Source organism: Paenalcaligenes hermetiae, assembly GCF_039543645.1.
Classification (GTDB): domain Bacteria; phylum Pseudomonadota; class Gammaproteobacteria; order Burkholderiales; family Burkholderiaceae_B; genus Paenalcaligenes; species Paenalcaligenes hermetiae.
This window is the reverse complement of the sequence record NZ_BAABKD010000008.1, coordinates 238,333-262,451: the sequence shown is the minus strand read 5'-3', so window position 1 is coordinate 262,451 and position 24,119 is coordinate 238,333. Positions and strand designations below refer to the sequence as shown.

The 24,119-nt window shown below is 48.2% G+C and carries 20 protein-coding genes; 12 read left to right on the top strand and 8 right to left on the bottom strand.

Translation table 11 applies throughout. From position 1 onward, the window contains the following. Positions 1-26: 26 nt before the first annotated feature. From ABD980_RS05635 to ABD980_RS05625, 3 genes are read left to right on the top strand one after another with little or no spacing between them, the layout of a single operon-like run. Entirely contained in the window at positions 27-1,076 is a 1,050-nt protein-coding gene (locus ABD980_RS05635) for an ABC transporter substrate-binding protein (protein WP_345370235.1), read from the top strand. A 1-nt stretch (position 1,077) separates the two neighbouring features. Then, positions 1,078-1,878 (top strand): ABC transporter ATP-binding protein, encoded by an 801-nt coding sequence (locus ABD980_RS05630; protein ID WP_377536209.1) that lies wholly within the window; start codon positions 1,078-1,080, stop codon positions 1,876-1,878. A gap of 3 nt (positions 1,879-1,881) precedes the next feature. Beyond that, positions 1,882-2,670 carry an ABC transporter permease gene (locus tag ABD980_RS05625; protein WP_377536197.1) on the top strand — a complete coding sequence of 263 codons (789 nt, stop codon included), beginning with the start codon at positions 1,882-1,884 and terminating at the stop codon, positions 2,668-2,670. 61 nt (positions 2,671-2,731) lie between these two features. On the opposite strand, the gene tal is transcribed toward ABD980_RS05625, so the two are convergent. Further along, the gene (tal, locus tag ABD980_RS05620) at positions 2,732-3,697 is read right to left on the bottom strand and encodes a transaldolase (RefSeq protein ID WP_345370231.1); all 966 of its coding nucleotides are present in this window, start codon (positions 3,695-3,697) and stop codon (positions 2,732-2,734) included. 164 nt (positions 3,698-3,861) lie between these two features. Here tal and carA point away from each other — a divergent pair, with 164 nt between their 5' ends. Then, positions 3,862-5,022: a glutamine-hydrolyzing carbamoyl-phosphate synthase small subunit gene (gene carA, locus ABD980_RS05615; RefSeq protein ID WP_345370229.1), complete on the top strand. Its 1,161-nt coding sequence runs from the start codon at positions 3,862-3,864 to the stop codon at positions 5,020-5,022. A 17-nt stretch (positions 5,023-5,039) separates the two neighbouring features. Beyond that, the gene (gene carB, locus ABD980_RS05610; protein ID WP_345370227.1) at positions 5,040-8,270 is read left to right on the top strand and encodes a carbamoyl-phosphate synthase large subunit; all 3,231 of its coding nucleotides are present in this window, start codon (positions 5,040-5,042) and stop codon (positions 8,268-8,270) included. A gap of 38 nt (positions 8,271-8,308) precedes the next feature. On the opposite strand, the gene ABD980_RS05605 is transcribed toward carB, so the two are convergent. The 5 genes from ABD980_RS05605 to ABD980_RS05585 all read right to left on the bottom strand — a co-directional run bounded on the left by ABD980_RS05605 (position 8,309) and on the right by ABD980_RS05585 (position 14,055). Then, positions 8,309-8,944 (bottom strand): histidine phosphatase family protein, encoded by a 636-nt coding sequence (locus ABD980_RS05605; protein ID WP_260649212.1) that lies wholly within the window; start codon positions 8,942-8,944, stop codon positions 8,309-8,311. 7 nt (positions 8,945-8,951) lie between these two features. Continuing rightward, complete coding sequence (locus ABD980_RS05600) at positions 8,952-9,854, bottom strand: LysR family transcriptional regulator (RefSeq protein ID WP_300647352.1); 903 nt, start codon at positions 9,852-9,854, stop codon at positions 8,952-8,954. Positions 9,855-9,859: 5 nt separating this feature from the next. Then, on the bottom strand, positions 9,860-10,957 hold the full coding sequence (locus ABD980_RS05595; protein WP_260649210.1) for an ABC transporter ATP-binding protein: 1,098 nt from the start codon (positions 10,955-10,957) through the stop codon (positions 9,860-9,862). A gap of 9 nt (positions 10,958-10,966) precedes the next feature. Further along, the gene (locus ABD980_RS05590) at positions 10,967-12,667 is read right to left on the bottom strand and encodes an ABC transporter permease (RefSeq protein WP_260649209.1); all 1,701 of its coding nucleotides are present in this window, start codon (positions 12,665-12,667) and stop codon (positions 10,967-10,969) included. Between the two features lie 65 nt (positions 12,668-12,732). Continuing rightward, positions 12,733-14,055 (bottom strand): ABC transporter substrate-binding protein, encoded by a 1,323-nt coding sequence (locus tag ABD980_RS05585; protein WP_260649208.1) that lies wholly within the window; start codon positions 14,053-14,055, stop codon positions 12,733-12,735. Positions 14,056-14,248: 193 nt separating this feature from the next. Here ABD980_RS05585 and ABD980_RS05580 point away from each other — a divergent pair, with 193 nt between their 5' ends. Continuing rightward, the gene (locus ABD980_RS05580; protein ID WP_345370219.1) at positions 14,249-15,571 is read left to right on the top strand and encodes a solute carrier family 23 protein; all 1,323 of its coding nucleotides are present in this window, start codon (positions 14,249-14,251) and stop codon (positions 15,569-15,571) included. A 229-nt stretch (positions 15,572-15,800) separates the two neighbouring features. Further along, positions 15,801-16,277, top strand: coding sequence for a transcription elongation factor GreA (gene greA, locus ABD980_RS05575; protein WP_260649206.1), 477 nt, complete (start codon positions 15,801-15,803; stop codon positions 16,275-16,277). Between the two features lie 90 nt (positions 16,278-16,367). On the opposite strand, the gene ABD980_RS05570 is transcribed toward greA, so the two are convergent. Further along, the gene (locus ABD980_RS05570; RefSeq protein WP_345370217.1) at positions 16,368-16,784 is read right to left on the bottom strand and encodes a YhbY family RNA-binding protein; all 417 of its coding nucleotides are present in this window, start codon (positions 16,782-16,784) and stop codon (positions 16,368-16,370) included. A 17-nt stretch (positions 16,785-16,801) separates the two neighbouring features. Here ABD980_RS05570 and ABD980_RS05565 point away from each other — a divergent pair, with 17 nt between their 5' ends. The 5 genes from ABD980_RS05565 (at position 16,802) to ABD980_RS05545 (ending at position 22,551) form a co-directional block, all read left to right on the top strand. Beyond that, positions 16,802-17,437, top strand: coding sequence for an RlmE family RNA methyltransferase (locus tag ABD980_RS05565; RefSeq protein ID WP_260649204.1), 636 nt, complete (start codon positions 16,802-16,804; stop codon positions 17,435-17,437). 103 nt (positions 17,438-17,540) lie between these two features. After that, the gene (ftsH, locus tag ABD980_RS05560; protein WP_260649203.1) at positions 17,541-19,475 is read left to right on the top strand and encodes an ATP-dependent zinc metalloprotease FtsH; all 1,935 of its coding nucleotides are present in this window, start codon (positions 17,541-17,543) and stop codon (positions 19,473-19,475) included. A 23-nt stretch (positions 19,476-19,498) separates the two neighbouring features. Next, complete coding sequence (gene folP, locus ABD980_RS05555; protein ID WP_260649202.1) at positions 19,499-20,341, top strand: dihydropteroate synthase; 843 nt, start codon at positions 19,499-19,501, stop codon at positions 20,339-20,341. Further along, positions 20,334-21,674, top strand: coding sequence for a phosphoglucosamine mutase (glmM, locus tag ABD980_RS05550; protein ID WP_345370214.1), 1,341 nt, complete (start codon positions 20,334-20,336; stop codon positions 21,672-21,674). Before folP ends, glmM begins: the two co-directional genes overlap by 8 nt. Before the next feature lie 91 nt (positions 21,675-21,765). Beyond that, positions 21,766-22,551, top strand: a complete 786-nt coding sequence (locus ABD980_RS05545) for a GNAT family N-acetyltransferase (RefSeq protein WP_345370212.1) — start codon at positions 21,766-21,768, stop codon at positions 22,549-22,551. On the opposite strand, the gene ABD980_RS05540 is transcribed toward ABD980_RS05545, so the two are convergent. Beyond that, positions 22,548-24,071, bottom strand: a complete 1,524-nt coding sequence (locus tag ABD980_RS05540) for a Ppx/GppA phosphatase family protein (RefSeq protein WP_345370210.1) — start codon at positions 24,069-24,071, stop codon at positions 22,548-22,550. The two genes, ABD980_RS05545 and ABD980_RS05540, sit on opposite strands and share 4 nt — an antisense overlap. Between the last annotated feature and the right edge of the window lie 48 nt (positions 24,072-24,119).

The window sequence follows — 24,119 nt, the reverse complement described above, 5'->3', positions numbered from 1 at the left end:
CAGATAAAACTGATTTGGAGGAACACATGAGCATATCTCGTCGAGACTTGATGAAATGGGCCGCGATAACGGGTGGCTTTCAGTTAATCCCCCCTTTGGCTTGGGCAAATAACGCTCTGCAGCTAGAGAAAAAGAAAATAACCATCGCCGTGGGGGGCAAGGCTATTATCTACTACCTGCCCTTATCCATTGCGGAGATCAATGGGTATTTCAAAGATGAGGGGCTGGATGTAAAAGTGGTGGATTTTGCTGGCGGCTCTCGAGCACTACAGGCGGTTGTTGGTGGTAGTGCTGATGTGGTGTCAGGGGCTTTTGAGCATACGATTAACCTGCAGTCCAAAGGGCAGTTTTATCGTTCTATCGTACAACAAGGGCGGGCTCCCATGATTGTGCTGGGGGTTTCAAATAAAACCATGCCAAATTACCAATCCCCCCAAGACTTAAAAGGGAAAAAGATTGGGGTGACGGCTCCAGGGTCCTCTACCAACATGATGGTGAATTTCTTTTTAGATAAACATGGACTCAAGCCATCTGATGTGTCTTTCATTGGGGTAGGGGGCGGTGCTGGAGCGGTGACAGCAGTCCGTACAGGGCAGGTTGATGCAATTGCTAACTTAGACCCCGTCATCGGCACCTTAATGGAAAACGAAGAGCTAACGATTATTGCCGATACGCGCACCCTGAAAGATACGCAAGCGATTTTTGGTGGCAATATGCCTTCTGGTTGCTTATATGTCTCACAGCGGTTTATTGATCAAAACCCAAACACTACGCAAGCACTTGTTAATGCAATGGTTCGTGCGAATCAGTGGATTCATCGTGTCAGCCCCGAGGAAATTGCACAAACTGTTCCTACTTCTTATCTATTGAATAATCCTGAGCTCTATATCCAAGGATTAAAAAGTAACCTAGAGGCACTATCGCCCGATGGCTATATGGACGAGGATGGCCCAGCTACGGCGTTGCATGCCATGAGTGCTTTTGCAACAAATTTAGATAAAAGTCAAATTAATACAGATAAGCTTTGGACGAATGAGTTTGTCGAGGCGGCGGTGAAAAAATACTCGAATGGCTAAGATGAAAGCATTAAGTTTAGATAATATTAGTTGTGTTTTTCCATCTAGACATGGGGGTGGGAGTTATACCGCCGTAAAAGATGCAACAATTCACGTGGCCCCCGGCGAGTTTGTTTCTGTGGTGGGCCCCACTGGTTGTGGGAAATCAACATTATTGAATGTGGGGGCTGGCTTGCTCGCCCCTACGTCGGGCGAGGTGCGAGTGTTTGGGGAGCCGCTTCAGGGTGTAAACCATAGAGCGGGTTATATGTTCCAAGGCGAAGCGCTTATGCCCTGGCGTACGGCGTTGGATAATGTTACCGCTGGGTTAGAGTTTGCCGGAGAGAATAAAAAACAAGCGGATGAAAAAGCCCGCGAATGGCTAAAGCGAGTCGGTTTAGGTGGCTTCGAAGATAGATACCCTCATCAGATGTCTGGGGGGATGAGAAAGCGGGTCATGTTGGCTCAGACCTTAATACGTGATCCCGATATCATCCTAATGGATGAGCCTTTTTCTGCTCTAGATATTCAAACACGACAGTTGATGGAAAACGAGGTGTTAGAGATTTGGATGGCCAGTCGTAAAGCCGTACTCTTTATTACGCATGACCTTGACGAGGCCATCGCGATGAGTGATAGGGTTATCGTGTTGGCAGCAGGCCCTGGTACACACCCAATAGGAGAGTTTGATATTGATTTACCTCGTCCACGTGATGTGGCGGAAATCAGGAATAACACACGATTTGTAGAGTTACATGCTGCCATTTGGGATGTGCTTCGCGAAGAGGTGTTAAAAGGCTATGAGCAACAGAGACGAGGATAAGTGATGTCAAAAAATTTTATGTCTTGGCGATTAAGAGTCTGGCAAATACTTCTTTTATTGGTACTGCTTTTTATTTGGTACGTGCTGTCTCGTGACACTGGATTCGCTTTTTTCTTTGGTCAGCCCATAGAGGTCGCCAAAGTGATTTGGCAATGGTTTTTTGTTGATGGGGACATTTACCCGCACTTAGGGGTGACCCTGTCTGAAACGCTGTTGGCGTTTGTTATTGGGACAGTATCTGGTTTGGCATTTGGGCTATGGCTAGGCTTATCGCCCTCGGCTAGTGCTTTGCTAGATCCTTATATTACCGCGGCAAACTCGATGCCTCGTGTGATTTTAGCGCCTATTTTTGGTATGTGGTTTGGGCTTGGCATCTGGTCTAAGGTTGCCCTTGCTGTAACGCTCGTCTTTTTTATTGTCTTTTTTAATGTGTATCAAGGCGTAAGAGAGGTGAGCAAAACCTTATTAGATAACGCGCGTATGCTTGGGGCCAATCATAAACAGCTGCTCCGTTATGTATATATCCCCTCGGCAATGAGCTGGGTGTTTTCTAGTCTACATACCTCGGTGGGGTTAGCTTTTGTTGGAGCAGTGGTAGGTGAATACCTTGGTTCGGCTAGTGGTGTTGGCTATTTGATTTTACAGGCGGAAGGTACATTAGACGTGAATACAGTTTACGCGGGAATTATTGTATTGACCGCAGCAGCATTGGTGCTGGACGCGATGGTGAGTCTGGTTGAAAAAAAGTTGTTGTCTTGGCGCCCCCAGCAAGGGAATGCCACACAGCTATAGTATCTATTACACCCTTCGGATAGTAAAAATACCCGCCGAAGGGTGGATACATCCGCGTTAACTATTGCACTTGGGCTTTGGTTTGTGCGATGAGCTGGTCAAGAGCGATGGCGTCACGAATAAAAAAGCGAATTCCCTCAGCCAGTTTTTCTGTTGCCATAGCATCCGCATTTAGATCCGTTCTAAATACGATTTCATTACTGGCCTGCCACTCTGGTGCTGCCTGTTTGGATTGAGCAGCATCAAGGTGTTTGGTGACTTCGCCTTGGGTATTGGCTAGCTCACTCAGCAAACCTGGGCTAATAGTTAGCAAATCACATCCGGCTAATGCTAGAATTTGTCCCGTATTACGAAAACTGGCGCCCATGATTTCTGTTTTAACATCATAGGCTTTAAAGTAGTCGTAAATTTGGCGTACCGACTTTACACCAGGATCATTGACACCGGCATGGGCGGTTTCGTCCCAGCTAGTACCGGCTTGTTTTTTATACCAGTCATAAATACGCCCCACAAAAGGGGAAATCAGTGTAACTTTGGCTTGAGCGCATGCAATAGCTTGGGCTAAACAAAAGAGCAGGGTCAAGTTACACTGTATCCCTTCATTTTGCAGTTGTTTGGCGGCTTGGATGCCCTCCCAGGTGGAGGCCAGCTTAATGAGCACGCGGGATCGATCGATGCCTGCTTGTTCATATTGCTGGATAATGTAGCGCGCGCGTTCAATGCTGGCTTGCGTGTCAAAAGATAAACGCGCATCGATTTCTGTAGACACCCGACCAGGAACGATATCGAGAATGGCTTTTCCAAAGGCGACTAATAGGGCATCGTTGAGCTCAGCCGCATTGGCATTAGGGTGTTGTTTTATCGTTTCGACCAGTAAATGCTGATAAGCAGGCTGCTGGACGGCGTTGAGAATTAACGATGGGTTGGTCGTTGCATCCGTAGGCTTAAAGGCTTTCATGGCCTCAAAGTCTCCAGTATCGGCCACGACCGTTGTGTATTGACGCAAAGAATCAAGCAAAGTGGTCATAATAAGTCGCCAAAAAAAAGCAAAACAGGATAGTCTCTTAATGTAGACTATTTTTAATAGGTTTGTAGCGCTGTTGCTACTGCACGATATGTGCTTTATGCCCCATGCGAAGTCGGGGTATAATCGTTAAGTTTTATTTGTAAATTTTGAACCGGGGTTTAAACGTGCTGCCGTCTCTTTTTCCTGACGAGTCCAATGCTAGAAGTGCGATCCTAGCCCTTGCTGATGGGACCATATTTAAAGGTTATGCCATTGGTGCCGAGGGCTATACGGTAGCTGAAGTCGTATTTAATACATCGATGACCGGCTATCAGGAAATCCTCACTGACCCTAGCTATAAAGGTCAAATCGTTACACTAACCTATCCACACATTGGTAACACTGGGGTAAATCCCGAAGATGCCGAGTCGGAAGGCATCCAAGCCGCAGGGTTAGTGGTACGTGATTGCGCATTACGCGTATCCAATTTCCGCTCCACCCAGTCTTTGCCTGATTACCTCAAAGAGCAGGGTGTTGTAGCGATTGCTGGCGTTGACACGCGCAAGCTCACGCGTATTTTGCGTGAAAAAGGTGCCCAGAGTGCTTGTATTCTCGTGGGTGATGACACAGAACGGGCCATTGAATTGGCCCGTTCTTTTGCCGGGCTAGAGGGCATGGATCTGGTAAAAGAGGTTTCGACCTCTAACCAAAAAACATGGACCCAAGGTTCTTGGCAACTAGGCCAAGGCTTTACAGAATCCAAGCCTGAAACCGACGCTTTACATGTCGTGGCCTATGATTTTGGGGTCAAAGCCAATATTTTGCGTTTGTTAGCCGATCGGGGCTGTCGTATCACGGTAGTACCTGCTCATACCAGTGCAGAAGACGTGTTGGCCTTGAATCCAGATGGCGTTTTCTTATCAAATGGTCCAGGCGACCCAGCCGCTTGTGATTACGCGATTACTGCTACCCAAGCTTTTTTAGATAAAAAAGTGCCTTTGTTTGGTATTTGTTTAGGCCATCAGCTGCTTGGGTTAGCGGCAGGCGCACAGAGCGTCAAAATGAAAACCGGTCATCATGGAGCGAATCATCCAGTTAAACAATTGGATGACGGTCGTGTTTTTATTACCAGTCAAAACCATGGTTTTGCGATCGATGCAGATAGCTTACCCGCAAATGTACGCGTGACGCATGTGTCACTGTTTGATGGTAGCTTACAAGGCTTAGCGTTTACCGATCGTCCCGCATTTGGTTTTCAAGGTCACCCCGAGGCCACCCCTGGCCCCCGTGACATGACAGCACTTTTTGACCAATTTATTAGCCTGATGGCTAACCAACAGGCTTAATTGCCAGACAGATCATTATGCCTAAGCGTACAGATATAAAAAGTATTCTTATTATCGGGGCTGGACCAATTATCATTGGTCAGGCTTGCGAATTTGACTACTCCGGTGCCCAAGCTTGTAAGGCTTTAAAAGCCGAGGGTTATCGCACGATTTTAGTCAATAGCAACCCCGCCACCATCATGACCGATCCGGATACGGCGGATGTCACCTACATTGAGCCCATCACATGGCAGGCCGTTGAAAAAATCATTGAGCGTGAACGTCCTGACGCCTTGTTACCCACGATGGGTGGGCAAACCGCGCTGAACTGTGCTTTGGATTTAGCCGAGCATGGGGTGTTAGAAAAATACGGCGTGGAAATGATCGGAGCCAATGCCGAAGCCATCGATAAAGCTGAAGACCGCCTAAAATTCAAAGATGCGATGACCAAAATTGGTCTAGAGTCTGCCAAATCCGGGATCGCGCACAGCATGGAAGAAGCGTGGGCGGTACAACGCGAGATTGCGGAATATGTTGGCACTTCGGGTTTCCCTGTTGTAATCCGTCCTAGTTTTACTCTGGGTGGAACAGGCGGTGGTATTGCTTACAACATGGAAGAATTCGAAGAGATTTGCCGTCGTGGTCTCGAAGCTTCACCAACGAGCGAGTTGTTGATCGAAGAGTCTTTGCTTGGGTGGAAAGAATACGAGATGGAAGTCGTCCGTGATAGCGCGGATAACTGCATTATTGTATGTTCCATCGAAAACTTAGACCCAATGGGGGTACATACCGGTGACTCAATTACCGTTGCTCCGGCGCAAACCCTAACGGATCGTGAATACCAAATCATGCGTAATGCCTCTATTGCTGTGTTGCGCGAGATCGGGGTGAGCACAGGCGGGTCTAACGTTCAGTTTGCCGTGAATCCCGATAACGGTCGTATGATCGTTATCGAAATGAACCCACGTGTATCACGTTCCTCGGCCTTGGCTTCTAAGGCAACTGGGTTTCCCATTGCTAAAGTGGCTGCGCGCCTTGCCGTTGGTTATACCTTGGATGAGCTACAAAATGAGATCACGGGCGGGGCTACGCCTGCAGCGTTTGAGCCTACGATTGATTATGTGGTTACCAAAATCCCTCGGTTTGCATTTGAAAAATTCCCTCAAGCTAACTCGCGCTTAACGACACAGATGAAATCCGTGGGCGAGGTCATGGCTATGGGGCGGACTTTCCAAGAGTCCTTCCAAAAAGCGCTACGAGGCCTAGAGGTCGGTGTGGATGGTTTGAACCAAATGACCACGGACCGCGAAAAACTCCAAGTCGAACTTGGCGAGCCAGGTCCTGAGCGGATTTGGTATGTAGGGGACGCTTTTGCTCAAGGCATGTCTTTGGATGAGGTCCACGCCATTACCAAAATCGACCCCTGGTTTTTAGCGCAAATCAAAGAAATTGTTGATATTGAGCTCGCGCTAGAGCAAAAAACCTTAGCTGACTTAGATCGTGATACCTTATTGGGCTTAAAGCGCCGTGGTTTCTCAGATCGTCGCTTAGCGTTTTTACTGGACACGGTAGAATCCGAGGTTCGCAAGCTGCGCCATCAGCTAGACGTACGTCCCGTTTATAAGCGAGTGGACACTTGCGCTGCCGAGTTTGCTACTGATACCGCGTATATGTACTCGACCTATGAGGATGAGTGCGAGTCTCAGCCAACAGATCGTAAGAAAATTATTGTGCTAGGGGGCGGGCCGAACCGCATTGGTCAAGGGATTGAGTTTGACTATTGCTGCGTGCATGCTGCCATGGCGTTGCGCGATGACGGTTACGAGACCATTATGGTGAACTGTAACCCTGAAACCGTTTCCACCGATTACGATACTTCTGATCGTCTCTATTTTGAGCCCTTAACGCTTGAAGACGTATTAGAAATCGTCCATGTGGAAAAGCCGGTGGGCATGATTGTGCAGTACGGTGGTCAAACCCCATTAAAATTGGCTCGCGCGCTCGAGGCCAATGGGGTGCCAATTATTGGTACTAGCCCCGAATCGATTGATATCGCAGAGGATCGCGAGCGTTTCCAAAAACTCTTGCATAAGCTAGGTCTACGTCAACCGCCAAACCGTACTGCTCGTACCGAAGGCGAGGCGTTAGCTTTAGCAGCAGAAATTGGTTATCCCCTAGTCGTTCGTCCAAGCTATGTATTGGGTGGGCGAGCCATGGAGATCGTCCATGAGCAAGCGGATCTAGAGCGTTATATGCGAGAGGCGGTTAAGGTCAGCAATGATTCGCCCGTGCTGTTGGATCACTTCCTCAATAACGCCACCGAGGTCGATGTGGATTGTATTGCGGATGGCTCCGATGTGTTTGTGGGCGGTGTCATGGAGCATATCGAGCAAGCGGGGGTTCACTCCGGCGACTCGGCATGTAGCTTACCTCCGTATTCCTTATCCGATGAAGTGGTCGAGGAAATTCGTCGCCAAACGGCGTTAATGGCCAAAGCCTTGAACGTAAAAGGGTTAATGAACGTGCAGTTTGCGATTCAGGACGACGAGGTTTACGTCCTAGAAGTGAACCCGCGTGCTTCACGTACCGTGCCATTTGTTTCTAAGGCCACAGGCTTACAAATGGCCAAGTTGGCGGCGCGAGTTATGGCTGGCAAGAAAATCGCCGATTTAGATTTCTCTGCTAAAGCCAAGCCAGGTTATTACGCTGTTAAAGAGGCTGTTTTCCCCTTTGTGAAATTTCCTGGTGTGGATACGATTTTAGGCCCTGAAATGAAATCCACCGGCGAGGTCATGGGGGTAGGACGTAGTTTTGGCGAAGCCTTTGTGAAATCCCAAATGGCGGCAAGTGTAAATCTGCCTAAATCTGGTACGGCATTTATTAGTGTACGTGACAGTGATAAAGCAGAAGCCGTCGAAGTGGCACGTGGGCTGATTGACTTAGGCTTTAATATTGTTGCCACACGGGGTACCGCAACAGCGATCGAGGCGGCAGGCCTAAAGGTAAAAGCTGTCAATAAGGTCACCGAGGGCCGTCCTCATATCGTAGATATGATGAAAAACGGTGAAATTGCCTTAGTGATTAATACGGTAGAAGAGCGTCGAAACGCTATTGTCGATTCACGCACGATTCGTACCCATGCTTTGGCTGCGAACTTGGCTTACTACACAACCATTGCTGGGGCGTTAGCTGCTGTAGAGGGCTTACAGTATATGCGTCATGGCGAGGGCTTGTTGGTGTATTCCTTGCAAGATATGCACGGCGGTTAAGCCCATGATTAAAAAGCCGGACAATTGTCCGGCTTTTTTTATAACCCTTCGTTAGCCATCTCGATATGGTCTGTTTGGGCCCATGCCACCTCTTCCCACTGCTGTGTCGTAATCCTAAAATGATTGACACTGGCATTCATGATTTTGTAGGGGCGCTGGCTAGTTAAATCGATATTTTTTATATGGCGCCACACCATATCAATGACACCTCCATGTGCCACCACAGCAAGTTTTTGCTGGGGACGATCTTGGGCGATTTGATTAAAGGCACGAATAATACGCTGATAAAAAACAGGTAAAGACTCGCCTTCAGGGATCTCGGTTTGTGGATCGCGTAGATTAATAGTAGGAGCTTGGCGATCAGGCAGGGGAATAAGCTGTTGCCAAGGTTGCCCCTCATAGATGCCGTAGTTACGTTCACGTAGCATGGATAACTGCTCGACCTGATAACCATAGGGCTCAAAGGCGATTTGAGCAGTTTGAATGGCGCGTTGCAAATCACTGCTTAGCACAGCGTCAAAATCAATACGCTGTTGCTCTAAATAACGTTGTACGGAAAGGGCTTGAGCCTTACCAACATCGTTTAGCGGGATGTCGCGCCAGCCTTGTAGACGCTGTTCGGCGTTCCAATCGGTTTCCCCATGGCGAATTAACCAAATTTCAGTTCTAGTCATTAGTAAATTAAATAGAGTTAATGGTGGAGTCTAAAGACCAAATGTCTTTTAGCATGGAAACAAGAGCCATAATGAGTGGCGTTTGAGCATTTTCATTAGCACTAATAAAACCTAAGAGGGCATCAGCTTTAGCATGCCCCCAAATAGCAAAATGGTTTTTTTGCGCACCTTGTAAGGCGATCTCCTCGCGAATGAGTGCGCAACCTGCGCCAGCTCTGACTAAGGTATCAAAATGAGCCATGCTGTCATTATGCATAATAACCCGAGGCGTGAGTCCACGTCGCTCAAAGAGGTCTCGTAGTAGATAATGAATATGACTACCTAATGGGCCATCCAGCCATGGTAACTGTGCTAGCTCTTGCCACCCCCCTAGCTTGAGTTGAGGGTAGAGGGTTACGGGTACGGCAACCCTAAAGCTGACGCTACGAATGGGTAGCCAAAACACATCTAAGGGCGGATGAGGGCTAATAATAAAAGCGGCTTGTAACTGTCCTGTGGCGACGTGCTCAGAGAGCGTGTCGGCAGGCATAATCATGGTTTCCAGCTCAATTAAGGGTAGCCCGTGATGAATACGCTGTACAAGCTCCCCCAAGCGTAAAAAGTCTAAATGCTCACCTGGAATACCTAAACGCAGTTGACCACTGAGCTCTCCTTGAAGCTCTGTGGCTGTGGTTTTTATCTGCGTAGCCAGAGATAAAAGCTGCTCTGCCGTGGGCAACAGTTGCTCGCCGGCTTTGGTAATAGCCATTTTACGTGAGCTCCGTTCGAAGAGAGCCAAACCAAGACTTTGCTCCAGAGCTTTGATTTGTGCCGTTACCGCTGGCTGCGTTAAGCACAAAGCTTCTGCGGCGCGAGTTAGATTACTGAGTCTAGCTACAGTCACAAAGGCTTTGAGCTGGTTGATTTCCATGATGGCTAAATGGGAAGAAGACGAATTTGAGTAGGCTCTATCCCTATGGAAATTGGCGCGCCCACAGTATGTTGTGGCAAGCCGGAATAATGAGATTGGTCAGCAATAATAGTTTTTTCCCCACATTGAATTTCATAACGGGTGAACTCCCCTAGAAATTCACTACGAATCACAGTGCCTGGAATCCAAATATATCTAGCATCATTGCCTTTGTTCATATTCCCACTTTCTAATTGCACAGTGTGGGGTCTAAAGCTGGCGGCAAGGCGGTTTTGTTCTGGAACGGAGCCCTCGTCAACTAAGGGGACTTTCAATAAGCCTACGCCATCGATGTGCAGTTGTAGCATATTGGCTGAGCGCTCTTGCACCTGACCTTCTAACATATTCATGGTACCCACAAAGTTAGCTACAAAGCGATTACACGGGTAGTCGAATAAATTGGCGGGTGTACCGACTTGTTGCACAATACCTTGATCCATAACGGCCATGCGATCGGCTGTGGTCATGGCCTCTTCTTGATCATGAGTGACAAAAATGGTGGTAATACCAAGACGTCGCTGCAGGGCGAGTAATTCTTGTCGCATTTGTACTCGTAGCTTTTGATCTAGGTTAGAGAGTGGCTCATCCAGCAATAAAACCTGAGGCTCAATCACAATGGTACGAGCAAGGGCGACGCGTTGCTGTTGCCCACCTGAAAGCTCATTGGGGCGGCGCGTAGCAAAAGCCTCTAAGCCGACGAGCTCAAGAGCGGACTGCACTTTTTCTTGAATCTCGGCTTTGGGTAGGCGTCGTTCGACTAGACCAAATGCCACGTTATCCCACACACTCATATGTGGCCAAAGCGCATAGCTTTGAAAGACCATGCCAATATTTCGCTTATGTGGGGGAACATGGCTAATGTCAGCGCCATCGACAAGTAGTTGTCCAGAATTTTGCTGATTAAATCCAGCAATAAGACGGAGTAAAGTCGATTTGCCTGAACCCGAAGGACCAAGTAAAGCAAAAAACTCACCGGGTTCAATTACTAAATTAATGTCTTTCAGAACTTCTGTTTTACCGTAGGCCAAGCGGATATTACGGCATTCAACACTCACTTTTTTCATAATCAGCCTTTAGTTTTTTTGAGAGGGGCGTTGGCGCGCAGAGGTGCGCTCTACTACCAAATGCGAGGCATAGGTGCCGATAGCAACCACAATAACGGCTAACACACCGAGTGCAGCACCAGGGCCACGGCCAGAGGGGCTTTGCATATAAAGATAGATGCCATAGCTCATCGGTGCATCGCTATCACGAGTCACAAGCATAATCGTGGCTGATAGCTCAACGGCTGCGGTCATAAAGCTGGTGACAAAACCAGCCAATATTCCGCCTGCCATCAAAGGAATAACCACTCGTCGAATGGTACTGAACCGATTCGCCCCAACAGAGGCAGCAGCCTCTTCGAGGCTAATGGAGACTTGCTGTAAAGCCGCCATGCATGAACGTAAAGCATAGGGTAAACGGCGAACAGAGTACGCGATCATAATAATGACCCACGTCGAAGTAAAGCCGACCCCAAGCCCTGGGATTTCCACATCACGGAAAGTGCGTAATAACCCAATAGCTAAAACCAAACCTGGCACAGCAAGGGCAGCGGAGGCGATCCAGTCCAAAGTTTGTCGCGCTGGCAGCTTGGTGCGCAGAATAATATAAGCAATAGCGGTCCCAAGAATGACATCAATCAACGCGGCCAAACCACCATAGAGCATGGTGTTAGCAATCATGCCTTTAGAGTCTTGGAATACCGAAGCGTAGTGCGCCAATGTATAACCATCGGGTAAGGGGGCAAAACTCCAAACGGTGGCTAAAGAAAGTAGGAGCACGCCAATATGCGGCGAGAGCACAAGTAATAAAATAAATGCAATCCAAGCATAGGCGAGAATAGATTGTCCAGTACTGAGCTCGCGCTGTTGGATTGCGTTCCCTCCTTTTTGTATGGTGGAGTAATCGCGGCCCTTCAAGGCCCGAGCGGATAACCATAAAGCCAAAATAGAAAAGGCGATCATGATGACACTAATGACATAGCCGAGGGGGTCATCGATGCCGACTTGTGTGATACGTAAATATGCTTGTGGTGCAAGCATATTTGTGATGCCCAATACAAGAGGAGTGCCAAGGTCATCAAAAACTTTGACAAAAACCAAGGAGGCCCCCGCGACATAACCGGGCAGTGCTAAAGGGAAAATAATACGTCTAAATAAACGCCAGCCTTTGGAGCCTAGATTTACTGCTGCCTCTTCCATGGCCCCATCGATATTTCGTAGGGCGACGGTAAGATTCATCAGAATAAAAGGAAAATAGTGAATGGCTTCGACAAAGATAATGCCATTGAGCCCATCCATAATGGGCAAGGTGATACCAAACCAATCGTCAAGCAATAGGTTAACGGAGCCGGAACGTCCAAAAATGAGCTGCATCGCCACCGCACCAACAAAAGGTGGCATGATGAGCGGTAAAATCCCTAAGGTTTGAATAATCAATGCGCCTTTAAAGCGAAAGCGAATCGTAAAATAGGCCAAAGGTACAGCTATGAGCGAGGCAAAGACGGTGGCCATCACAGCCACATATAAGCTATTTTTAAATGATTCGGTTAAAAGGCTTTGATGAAGAAATGCACTAAAGTGCCCTAATGTGAACTGGCCATCCGCATTGACAAAAGCGGTATAAAAAACATTCCCGATAGGAATGACTAAAAACAAGACTAAAAATGCTAAAACAAGGCCAGCAACCAGCATTAAACCGGCTGGATAGCGAGAGGAAAAAGATTGAGCCATAGAAAGCCACTCTACTAAACAGACAACAGTGCCCACCCCGACGCAGAATCGGGGTGGCTAAAAAATTACAAGCGTGCTGCTTCCTTAGCGAGCTTTTCTGCTTTTTCGTACTGGATCTTGGCCCGCTCGTTCCATTCTCCCTGTAGCTTCGAGAGCTGTTGGTTCACTTTGGGATCTTTTTTATCGGCTTTGAATAAGTCTACAAGCGTAGCCTCTTGAACCGCTTTTTCATCCACTAAAGGCATCCATGCTAACTGCTTAGCTTCATCTAGGCGCGCTTTTGCTTCGGCAGAGGGGCTATCTCCTAGTTTTTTCTCGGCATCTAAGATGGCTTTGGTGGCGGCTTGCAGCTCTTTATGACGGAAAGTAATCGTTTGGTCAAATAAGGACTGAACAATAAAGTAGCGGCTTTGTGACAGGTTAACATCAAACTTAACCGTACTGCGCTCAACAATTTTCAACGGGTCTGGATAGCCCTCTGGGATATTTTGCATATTGCTGTAGGGCAAAACGGGCAAGCGTGAAATTTGTGGCAGCAAAAGCAGTTCCTGCCCCTCAGGACTTAATGTGAATTGAATGAATTTCTTTGCTTCTTCGGGGTTGGCGGATTCGCTAATGAGTGCAATGTTGGCAGGAACAATAGCCGTTTCCTCTGGGTAGACAAACTCCACAGGGAACTTAGAAAACTTACTGGATAAGCCGAAGAAATCAATCACAGGGCCAGCACCAAACTGACCGTTATTCACACCATCAGGAACACCAAAAGAGCGATCGGTTAAGGCCGCACTATTTCCAGCCATGCGCAATAAGGTGTTCCAGCCTTTTTCCCAGCCTTCGCCTTGAAGAATGGTTTCTACAGTTAAGTGCATAGTGCCTGAGCGAGAGGGCGAGGTAATCCCCACATTATTAAACCACTCTGGCTTAAGCAAATCGGACCAGGTTTTGGGGTCATCTAGCTTTTTGGCTTTGGTAAAACGGGTGTTGTACATAATCCCATAGCCAGCTAAGGCTTGCCCGAGAAAATAGCCCTCAGGATCATTGACTGGAAAACTACCGATCGTATTAGGTACATCTGGGTTAGCAATATCGCTGATTTTGCTAAGTAGCTTATCTTGAGAAAGCACTTCAAAAGCATCAGGTGCGCTAGCCCAGAAAACATCAGGTCGTTTTCCTGCGGGGGTCTCTTTGACAAAAGCGATACCAGAAACGGTGTTTTTATTGAGAATTTCTACGGTAATACCGGGATTTTGCTTTTCAAAAGCGGTTTTGTAGGCCTGTGTAAGGTCTTTGGGAAAAGACGTCACAACAGTTACTGTACCAGCCGCCGCTATTGGGGCGAGTGCGGATAAAGCAAAAGCTAAAGCAATATTTTTAGTGATGGATCTCATGGTTGTCTCCTCGTTAAGAGCCCTATTATTTTTTGGGCAGTTAACTTAGACTAGGAAATACAACAAGATATGTCCAATAAAAATAAATGATGACACTAATAAATAGAAACGACCATCACTTCAATCAGTGGCTTGCTTCGCTGCGTATAGCGCCGTAAACTTGCGCCACGTTCTTCTTTAATGATCTCCAATTATGTCTGAAACCTATTTTCCTCGTTGGCGCAAAGTGGATACTGTAGCGCCCGATGCGGTAGTGCAACCGCATGAGTACTTGCCCGCTACGCAAAGTGTTGCCATGGCAGCGCAGCACGTGGTAGCTATGTTTGGCTCGACCATCCTGGCGCCGTTACTGATGGGCTTTGACCCTAACCTTGCCATTTTAATGTCTGGGATAGGGACGTTGATTTTCTTTTTCTTTGTAGGTGGGCGTGTGCCTAGCTACCTAGGCTCCAGTTTTGCGTTTATTGGTGGAGTGATTGCGGTTACCGGCTATGCGGGGGCCGGCCCAAACCCAAATATAGGCGTAGCATTAGGGGCGATTATTATTTGTGGTTTGGTCTATACCTTAATTGGTTTGGTCGTGTGGTTGGCCGATGCACGTTCAGGTGGTGCTGCCCATATTATTAATAAAATGATGCCACCCGTGGTCACCGGTGCAATTGTAGCTGTGATTGGTTTAAATCTAGCTCCTATTGCTGCAAAAGGGGCTATGGGGACAGGGACCTTTGACTCGTTAATGGCGCTGATGACGGTGCTGTGTGTGGGCGCGGTGGCGATTTATAGTCGTGGTGTGGTGCAACGATTATTAATTTTAGTTGGGTTGATTGTAGCCTGTGTTATTTATGCCATCTTCACAAATGGACTGGGTTATGGCACACCGATTGACACCAGCGGGGTCGCTCAAGCCCCTTGGTTTGGCTTACCTAATTTTGCAAAACCGGTCTTTGAAGTACAAGCCATGTCTGTGATCGTACCAGTAGCCATTATTTTGGTTGCAGAAAACCTTGGTCACGTTAAAGCCGTTTCTGCTATGACTGGACAGAACCTTGACCGTTATTTAGGGCGAGCCTTTGTGGGGGACGGTGTGGCGACAATGTTGTCTGGTTCTATGGGTGGAACCGGTGTGACTACCTATGCAGAGAACATTGGGGTGATGGCCGCAACGCGCATATATTCGTCGCTGGTATTTGCCGTAGCTGCTTTGTTCGCGATCTTTTTAGGTTTTTCTCCTAAGTTTGGTGCCGTGATTCAAATGATCCCTGGTCCCGTATTAGGGGGTATGTCTATTGTTGTGTTTGGCTTAATTAGCGTAGCAGGGGCACGTATTTGGGTTGTGAACCAAGTGGATTTCAGTAAGAGTCAAAACCTATTGGTGGCAGCCGTTACGTTGATTTTAGGGGCGGGTAATTTCACGCTAGAATTAGGTATTCTAAAACTAGATGGTATTGGTACGGCGACTTTTGGTGCAATTTTAATGCACGCATTGTTGTCTTTACGCCCAGAGCGCCAAGCATAATGGATTCTTAGGCGTGATTTGCCCATTAGTTGGTTAGATCACGCTTGTAGGCTTGCAATTTCTTTAAGTTTTGCGCACAATAATCACAGCCCCATTGCTTTGGGGCTTTATTTTCAATGGGGCGAATGGTTTTAATTATTTCATTACGCTATCCCATCAATAATCTTCTATTCTATTTATATGCGCTCCTATTGCTACGGGGCGTTTTTCATTTTTATTCAGGATACATATGTCTGCGATTCCGTTGACAGCGCAGGGCGCTGAACGCTTAAAGGCGGAACTCCATCGCCTCAAAACGGTAGAGCGTCCCGATGTGATTAATGCTATTGCCGAGGCGCGAGCCCAAGGAGACCTTTCTGAAAACGCGGAGTACGATGCGGCGCGTGAGCGACAAGCCTTTGTAGAAGGGCGCATTCGCGAACTAGAAGGGATTATTTCTAATGCCCAAATTATTGATCCCGCTACGTTAAATGTAGGTGATAAAATTGTATTTGGGGCTACCGTTGCGATTGAGGATTTAGATTCCGGAGAACAAGTTACCTATCAAATCGTAGGGGATATGGAATCAGATATTCGTGAAAATCGCATTTCTGTTTCTAGCCCCGTTGCTCGCGCACTGATTGGTAAAAGCGAGGGGGATGTGGTCGAGGTTCAAGCACCGGGTGGCGTGCGCGAATTTGAAATTGTGACCATAGAGTACCGTTGATCGGTATTTATTGGCATTGGGTCGATGCAGGTTGCAAAGCCCGATATTCATGAAAAAGCCCACGCTTGATGGTGGGCTTTTTTGTAAAGATTAACGGCGTACGCGGACTTTTTTACCGGATTTGGTTTTTTTAAAACCGGCTGCGGCAAGTTTTTTTGGTGTATAAGGCTCGTTGCTTGAGCGCACCGCGCGTGTATCCATAGTGCCATCACTTAAAACAGATGGACGCTCGGGGTTTTCGCGATAGATGGTTAAGATCTTGCCAATATGGTGAATGGGTTCGGCATGGAGCTCAGCACATATTTGTTCATACATGGCTGTGCGTTCAGCGCGGTCATCGCCAGCCACGCGGATTTTAATGAGCTGGTGTACATTTAGGTGTAAATTGATTTCTTTTAGGACCGCCTCGGTTAAGCCGTTGTCTCCAATAAGAACAACAGGTTTAAGCGCATGAGCGGCGGCACGTAATTGATTACGAAGCTGAGTAGTAATAGTTAATGTAGGCATAATGAGATTGTACGGGAATGGGCAAGAAAAAAACCTCTAAAGCATGGGTGCATCGGCATATTAATGACCCTTATGTCAAACTAGCGCAACAAAAGGGTTATAGAGCCCGCGCTGCTTTTAAATTATTAGAAATTATAGAAACCGAAAAACTGTTGCATCCGGGCAACGTTGTGGTCGACTTAGGGGCTGCACCAGGCAGCTGGTCACAAGTCGCACGCGAGCGCTTAATGCAAAACGGCCAGATTAACGGCCGTATTATTGCTTTAGATATGTTGCCAATGGAGCCGATTGATGGCGTCGAGTTTATTTTAGGCGACTTTAGGGAAGATGAGGTACTAGATCAGTTAAAAAATTTGCTTGGGGAGCAAAAAGTAGACCTTGTTATTTCCGATATGGCCCCCAATTTATCGGGTGTGGCCGCTGCGGATTCGGTGCGTATCCAACATGTTTGTGAATTGGCTTTAGATTTTGCATTAAGTCACTTGCAACCCAACGGGGCTTTGATTGTCAAAGCCTTCCATGGCAGTGGATTTTCACAGATTGTACAATCATTTAAAGAACATTTCCGTCAGGTAAACACGCGCAAGCCCAAATCCTCACGTGATCGCTCAGCAGAAACCTTTTTGGTTGGGCGTCAATTAAAACAGGCTTGATTGCGCTACTCCTTCCCAATATCGGGTAGAATGTTCAAATTGGCACTTGTACAGCTTGTTGTCAGTTTTAGCCGTACAGGTTTAAGCAACTAGGAGGTTGGTGTTGAACAACTCATTTTCCAAAGTCGCCGTTTGGATGGTCATTGCGCTAGTTCTGTTTACCGTATTTAAACAGTTTGACGGGCGTCCTTCGGCTACCGACGGTGTGACTTATACCCAGTTTATGGACGATGCGCGCTCTGGGCGTATCTCCAAAGTCGATATTCAAGGCGATACACTTTACGTCACGCCAGATTCCGGGCGTCCATACTCGTTGACGTCGCCTGGTGATTTATGGATGGTACCCGAACTCGTCAAATCCGGTGTTCAGGTATCAGGCAAAGCACGTGAAGAGCCCTCATTCTTAACCAGTATTTTTATTTCTTGGTTCCCCATGCTCCTTTTGATTGGGGTGTGGATCTTTTTCATGCGTCAAATGCAGGGCGGCGGCAAAGGCGGGGCTTTTAGCTTCGGAAAATCCCGAGCGCGCATGCTCGACGAAAACGCTAACACCATCACCTTTGCTGATGTTGCTGGCTGCGATGAGGCCAAAGAGGACGTACAAGAGCTGGTGGATTTCTTACGTGACCCTTCGCGCTTTCAGCGCCTAGGCGGTCGTATCCCCCGTGGGGTCCTCATGGTGGGCCCTCCTGGAACCGGTAAAACTTTATTAGCTCGTGCAATTGCTGGCGAAGCCAAAGTCCCTTTCTTTAGCATTTCTGGTTCTGATTTTGTGGAAATGTTTGTAGGGGTTGGGGCGGCACGTGTGCGAGACATGTTTGAAAACGCCAAAAAACACGCTCCATGCATTATTTTTATCGATGAGATTGATGCCGTAGGGCGTCAGCGTGGTGCGGGCTTGGGCGGTGGTAATGATGAGCGCGAACAGACTTTAAACCAGCTCTTAGTCGAAATGGATGGCTTTGAAAAAGGGCAGGGGGTCATTGTTATCGCGGCCACAAACCGTCCCGATGTTTTGGATCCAGCGCTATTGCGTCCAGGTCGTTTTGACCGCCAAGTGGTGGTGTCATTACCCGACATTCGTGGTCGTGAGCAAATTTTGCATGTACACATGCGCAAGGTACCTTTGGCGCCGAACGTCGATGCACAGATTTTAGCCCGTGGTACACCTGGCTTTTCTGGGGCTGATTTGGCGAACCTAGTCAACGAAGCCGCCCTTTTTGCGGCGCGTCGTAACGGTCGTACCGTGGATATGCAAGACTTTGAAAAAGCCAAAGATAAAATCATCATGGGTGCAGAGCGTCGCTCAATGATCATGCCCGAAGAAGAGCGTCGTAATACGGCTTATCACGAATCAGGCCACGCGCTGGTTGCGCGCCTGCTACCTAAAACCGATCCAGTACACAAGGTCACAATTATTCCCCGTGGGCGTGCTTTAGGGGTGACTATGCAGCTTCCTGAAACGGACCGCTATAGCATGGATAAAGAGCGCTTGCTCAATATGATTGCTGTGTTGTTTGGGGGGCGTATTGCCGAAGAGGTCTTCATGAATCAAATGACGACCGGAGCCTCTAATGACTTTGAGCGAGCCACCCAGATCGCGCGCGATATTGTGACCCGTTATGGGATGACAGATACGTTGGGCCCTGTGGTGTATGCCGAAAACGAAGGCGAGGTTTTCTTGGGGCGTAGCGTGACTAAAACCACGAACATCTCTGAAGCCACTATGCAAAAAGTGGACCAAGAGGTACGCAAAATCATTGATGAGCAATACAATGTAGCACGCAAGCTCATCGAGGATAATCGCGACAAAATGGAAGCGATGACCCAGGCTCTATTAGAGTGGGAGACCATTGATGCGGATCAAATCGATGACATCATGGCAGGTCGCCCACCCCGTCCACCCAAAGATTACTCTGATAATAAATCAGATAAATCTGATTCAACCCCGCCTACCGCTGGGGCCCAGGTGGAGCCTTCTGAGCCAAAAACAGAAGACAAACCCGCTGATGATAAACCAGCGACAACACCGGTCTAACATTTTTTAAATCGTATTGTTCCATGAATAAAACATGGCTTTGCGGGCGCTTCGAACTCGGGTTGGAGCGCCCGTTATTGATGGGGATTGTCAACGTTACCCCAGACTCATTTTCTGATGGAAATCAGTATATTCAAACCGATGCGGCTATTGCGCACGCACAGCAGCTTGTGGCAGAGGGGGCTGATATTCTTGATATAGGGGGTGAGTCCACACGCCCTGGAGCGGAGCCCGTATCCGTACAAGAGGAACTACGCCGGCTGCTGCCCGTGATCGAAGCATTGCGTGAGCTCAATATCCCTTTATCGGTAGATACATTTAAACCAGAGGTCATGCGGGCCGTACTGGATGCGGGGGCAGACATTATTAATGATATTGCCGGTTTTAGGGACCCTGCTTCGGTAGCAGCAGTTGCTGACTCATCTTGTGGTTTGTGCGTGATGCATATGCAGGGTGAGCCTAAAACCATGCAGAAACAGCCCCATTATGACGACTTGTATGCCGAGGTGCGTCAGTTTCTTCTACAGCGCGTTCAGGCACTACGGGGTGCGGGGGTAGTTCCAGAGCGGATTATGCTAGATCCAGGCTTGGGCTTTGGGAAAACCGTTGCACATAATTACAGCCTTTTACGTGATTTGGCTGCTATTCAGATAGAATCCTATCCTTGGCTCATCGGGCTCTCACGCAAGTCGATGATCGGACATGTAGTAAATCGTCCTCCTCAGCAGCGGCTAGCAGGCAGCTTGGCTGGTATGCTTGCGGCGGTGGCGCGTGGCGCGGCAGTGGTACGAGTCCATGATGTAGCTGAGTCAGCGGATGCTTTACGAGTATGGCAAGCAGTAGAACAAGGAATCAATGATGAGTAATCGTAAATATTTTGGAACGGATGGGATTCGTGGCGAAGTCGGCGGGCCGACGATTAACGCGGAATTTGCTTTGCGCTTGGGTTATGCTGCAGGCAAAGTATTAGCGAAAGCACATACTACTGTGAATCGCCCCACCGTCATTATTGGTAAAGATACGCGTATCTCTGGTTATATGTTGGAATCCGCCCTAGAAGCAGGGCTATCGGCTGCTGGGGTGGATGTGTTGCTTGCTGGGCCTGTGCCTACTCCAGCCGTGGCGTATTTAACACGAACGCTGCGTTTAACCGCTGGTATTGTGATTAGTGCTTCACATAATCCATATCAGGATAACGGCATTAAGTTTTTTTCTGCTCAGGGCATGAAGCTGCCTGATGAGCTGGAACTGCAGATTGAGCAAGCGCTAGATTCACCAGTAGAGTGTGTGTCTTCCGATAGACTTGGGCGTGCGCGACGCCTTGAGGACTCAGCAGGGCGCTATATCGAGTTTTGTAAAAGCACCTTTCCCAACGAGTTAGATCTGGCTGGTTTAAAATTGGTGGTTGATGCAGCGCATGGAGCGGCATACCATATTGCACCGCACGTATTTCGTGAATTAGGTGCCGAGGTACACGCCATCGGCTGCGAACCCAATGGTTTTAATATCAATGATGGCGTAGGGGCCATGTGCCCAGAGCATTTGCTTCGCGTTGTTCAAGAGCGCGGGGCAGACTTGGGGATTGCTTTAGATGGTGATGCGGATCGTCTGCAAATGGTGGGTAGCGATGGTCGTCTTTATAATGGCGATGAGCTGCTATACATGATTGTGCGTGACCGAATGTTAACGCAGCCGGTAAAAGGCGTGGTCGGGACGCTAATGACAAACCTAGGCTTAGAGAATCGCTTAAAAGCCTTGGGTGTAGAGTTTATTCGTGCAAATGTGGGTGACCGCTATGTGCTAGAAAAGCTGTTGGAAAAAGGCTGGCTCTACGGTGGTGAAAGCTCCGGGCATCTATTGTGCTTAGATCACCATACAACCGGTGATGGGATTATTGCAGCTTTACAGATTCTTACGGCGATGCGTCATCACGGCAGCTTATTACGTGAGCTTGTCGATGATCTGAAAATGTATCCGCAAAAAATGGTAAACGTAGCGTGGGAACAAGGTCGAGACTGGACACAGTGTCAAGCGCTTGTCTCTGCAAAAGAACAGCTAGAAGCCGAGCTAGGGCAGCAAGGGCGTGTGTTAATTCGCCCATCGGGTACAGAGCCCAAGCTACGCATCATGGTCGAGGCCGAGGATCAAGCCTTGGTTGATCAAGGCATAGAGCGTTTGATGGCTGTGGATTTAGGCTAGCTCGTTAAATACGACGGTTTGGTCACAAAACCGTCAACTCGCTGCAACATAGTTTTGGCATGATGAAGGCACTTTTAGGAGCCAATTTGCTATGTTGCAGACCTCTTCAGCTTTATCCCCTTTACTCATTAATCAAGTTTGGCAAAGCCCGCAACAGGACGGCTTACAGCTACGCTTAGCACAAACAAAAAAAGAACTGCGTGCTGTGCAGCGCTTGCGCTTTAGCATTTTTTCGCAAGAAATGCAGGCGGTATTTCCTGAGGCACATCGTGGTATCGATGAGGACGAATACGATGCCTGGTGCGAGCACTTTATGGTCTTAGGTGGTGCTAAGCAAAAAGTCGTCGGCACTTATCGCATTTTACGTCCAGAGCAAGCGGCACGGCTTGGCAAATACTATACCGAATCGGAATTTGATTTAAGTCCCCTCGATGCGTTGCGGCCACAGATGGCAGAGCTGGGGCGCTCATGCATCCACCCTAAATACCGTAATGGCAGTGCGATTCTGTTGTTATGGGTAGGAATCGCGAACATGATGCGCGCCGGCGGTTATCGTTATCTATTGGGCTGTGCTAGCGTCAGCCTGCGTGATGACGGGGTAACAGCGGCAAAGGTCTGGCGCGAAGCCCAGAAATCCATGCGGGCCAATCCTACTGTGCCTTGTTTAACCCCACACCATCGCTATCCGGTAGAAAAACTGGATAGTGATTTACCAGCACGTATTCCACCGCTGATCAAAGGGTATTTAAATCTGGGTGCCGTATTGTGTGGGGAGCCCGCATGGGATCCGGATTTTAATACGGCAGATTTTCCTGTGTTATTAGACATTACTCAGTTACCTGAGCGCTATAAAAAGCATTTTGGCCTAGTCGATTAGCTCGTTGCCGTATCCAAGGTAGTTAGGTCTTTTTTATAAACCAGCTTAACGCTGAAATCGGCTTTAGCCCATTCGCTTTGCTCGGTGCGTAGCGAGAACTCGGAAAGCGGTCGGGCCGCAATCCACTGCTTATCAGCAAAAATGGTGGCACCATTTTTATCGACTTGGACACGAATCGGTAGCTGATCTAAGTCTTCTCGTCGACGCATCAGCATAACGCTTAGACGTAAGCATAATAAGGTTAGCCATTCACTACGGCTTGGTTGGTGGTGCTTGAGTTTATCAATACGCCCTTGGTGTCCTAAGCTTAAAAAAGCGAGTAAGGCTTGGTCATCGCGTGAAAAGCCGGGCATATCAGCATGTCCGAGTACATAAGCCGTATGCTTATGGTAATCATTGTGTGCAATAGATAAACCGACCTCATGCAGGTCGGCAGCCCAACCCAAGGCTTTTTCTAAGTCTTCAGTATCTGGGCTGGGTTTAAGATGGAGCTGCTGAAAGAGTGCTATTGCAGCTTGTTTAACGCGCTGGGCCTGTTTCAGGTCAATATGATAGCGTTTGCTTAGCTGAATCACGGTTTCCTCTCGTTTGTCGCGATCGGAGTCACGTCCGAGCAGGTCATATAGCACCCCCATGCGTAAAGCCCCCTCACCGCGCTGCATGGTTTTGATTTTCAGCTCTTCAAAAATAGCAATCATAATGGCAAGCCCTGCTGCGAGCACAGGGATCCGGTGAGGTTTAATCCCGGGCAGGTCTTCGGCCACTACTTTTTTATCACGGATAAGCTTTTTGCGGAGTTTGTTCATCCCCTCTAGGGTGATGCCGCGTTTCGAGTAGCCTTTGCCGACAAGAATGGCCTCTATGCCCTTGGCGGTACCCGAAGAACCATAAGCGTATTGCCAGCCGGCTTTACGGTACTGGTGTGCGATCACCTCGATCTCGCGTCGTGCCGCTAAGATGGCTTGATTCATACGGTTTTCGGTGATCAGACCAGTACCAAAAAAACGATCTGTGTAGCTTACACAGCCCATCGGTAGTGAGGACAGCAGCAACGGCTGATGGTTGCGACCGATAATGATTTCTGTAGAACCACCACCAATATCAACCATGAGGCGTCGCGAGGAGGAGGGGGGGAGCTCGTTATTGATGCCTGTGTAAATTAAACGCGCTTCCTCGTAACCGGAAATGACCTCGATAGGAAAACCTAAAGCCTCTTCGGCAACGCTTAGCATTTCTTCGCGGTTACTCGCCACCCTAAAGGTGTTCGTAGCGACTGCCCGCACGCGGTTTGGATGAAATCCCTGTATACGCTCATTAAAACGCTGCAAAATCGTAACGGCGCGCTTAATGGCGTCAGGGTGGATGCGCTTATCAGGCCCCATGTCAGCAGCTAAGCGTACTGACTCGTTAAGACGATCGATGGCATAAATTTGCGCATGCCCATTATGCTGTTCCACCCGCCCAATGGATAAACGAAAGCTATTAGAGCCTAAATCAACGGCGGCAAGTAATTGGTCCATAAGGGAATATCTGTGGTGAGTATGCTGCGATTATACGTTTAAGTACTC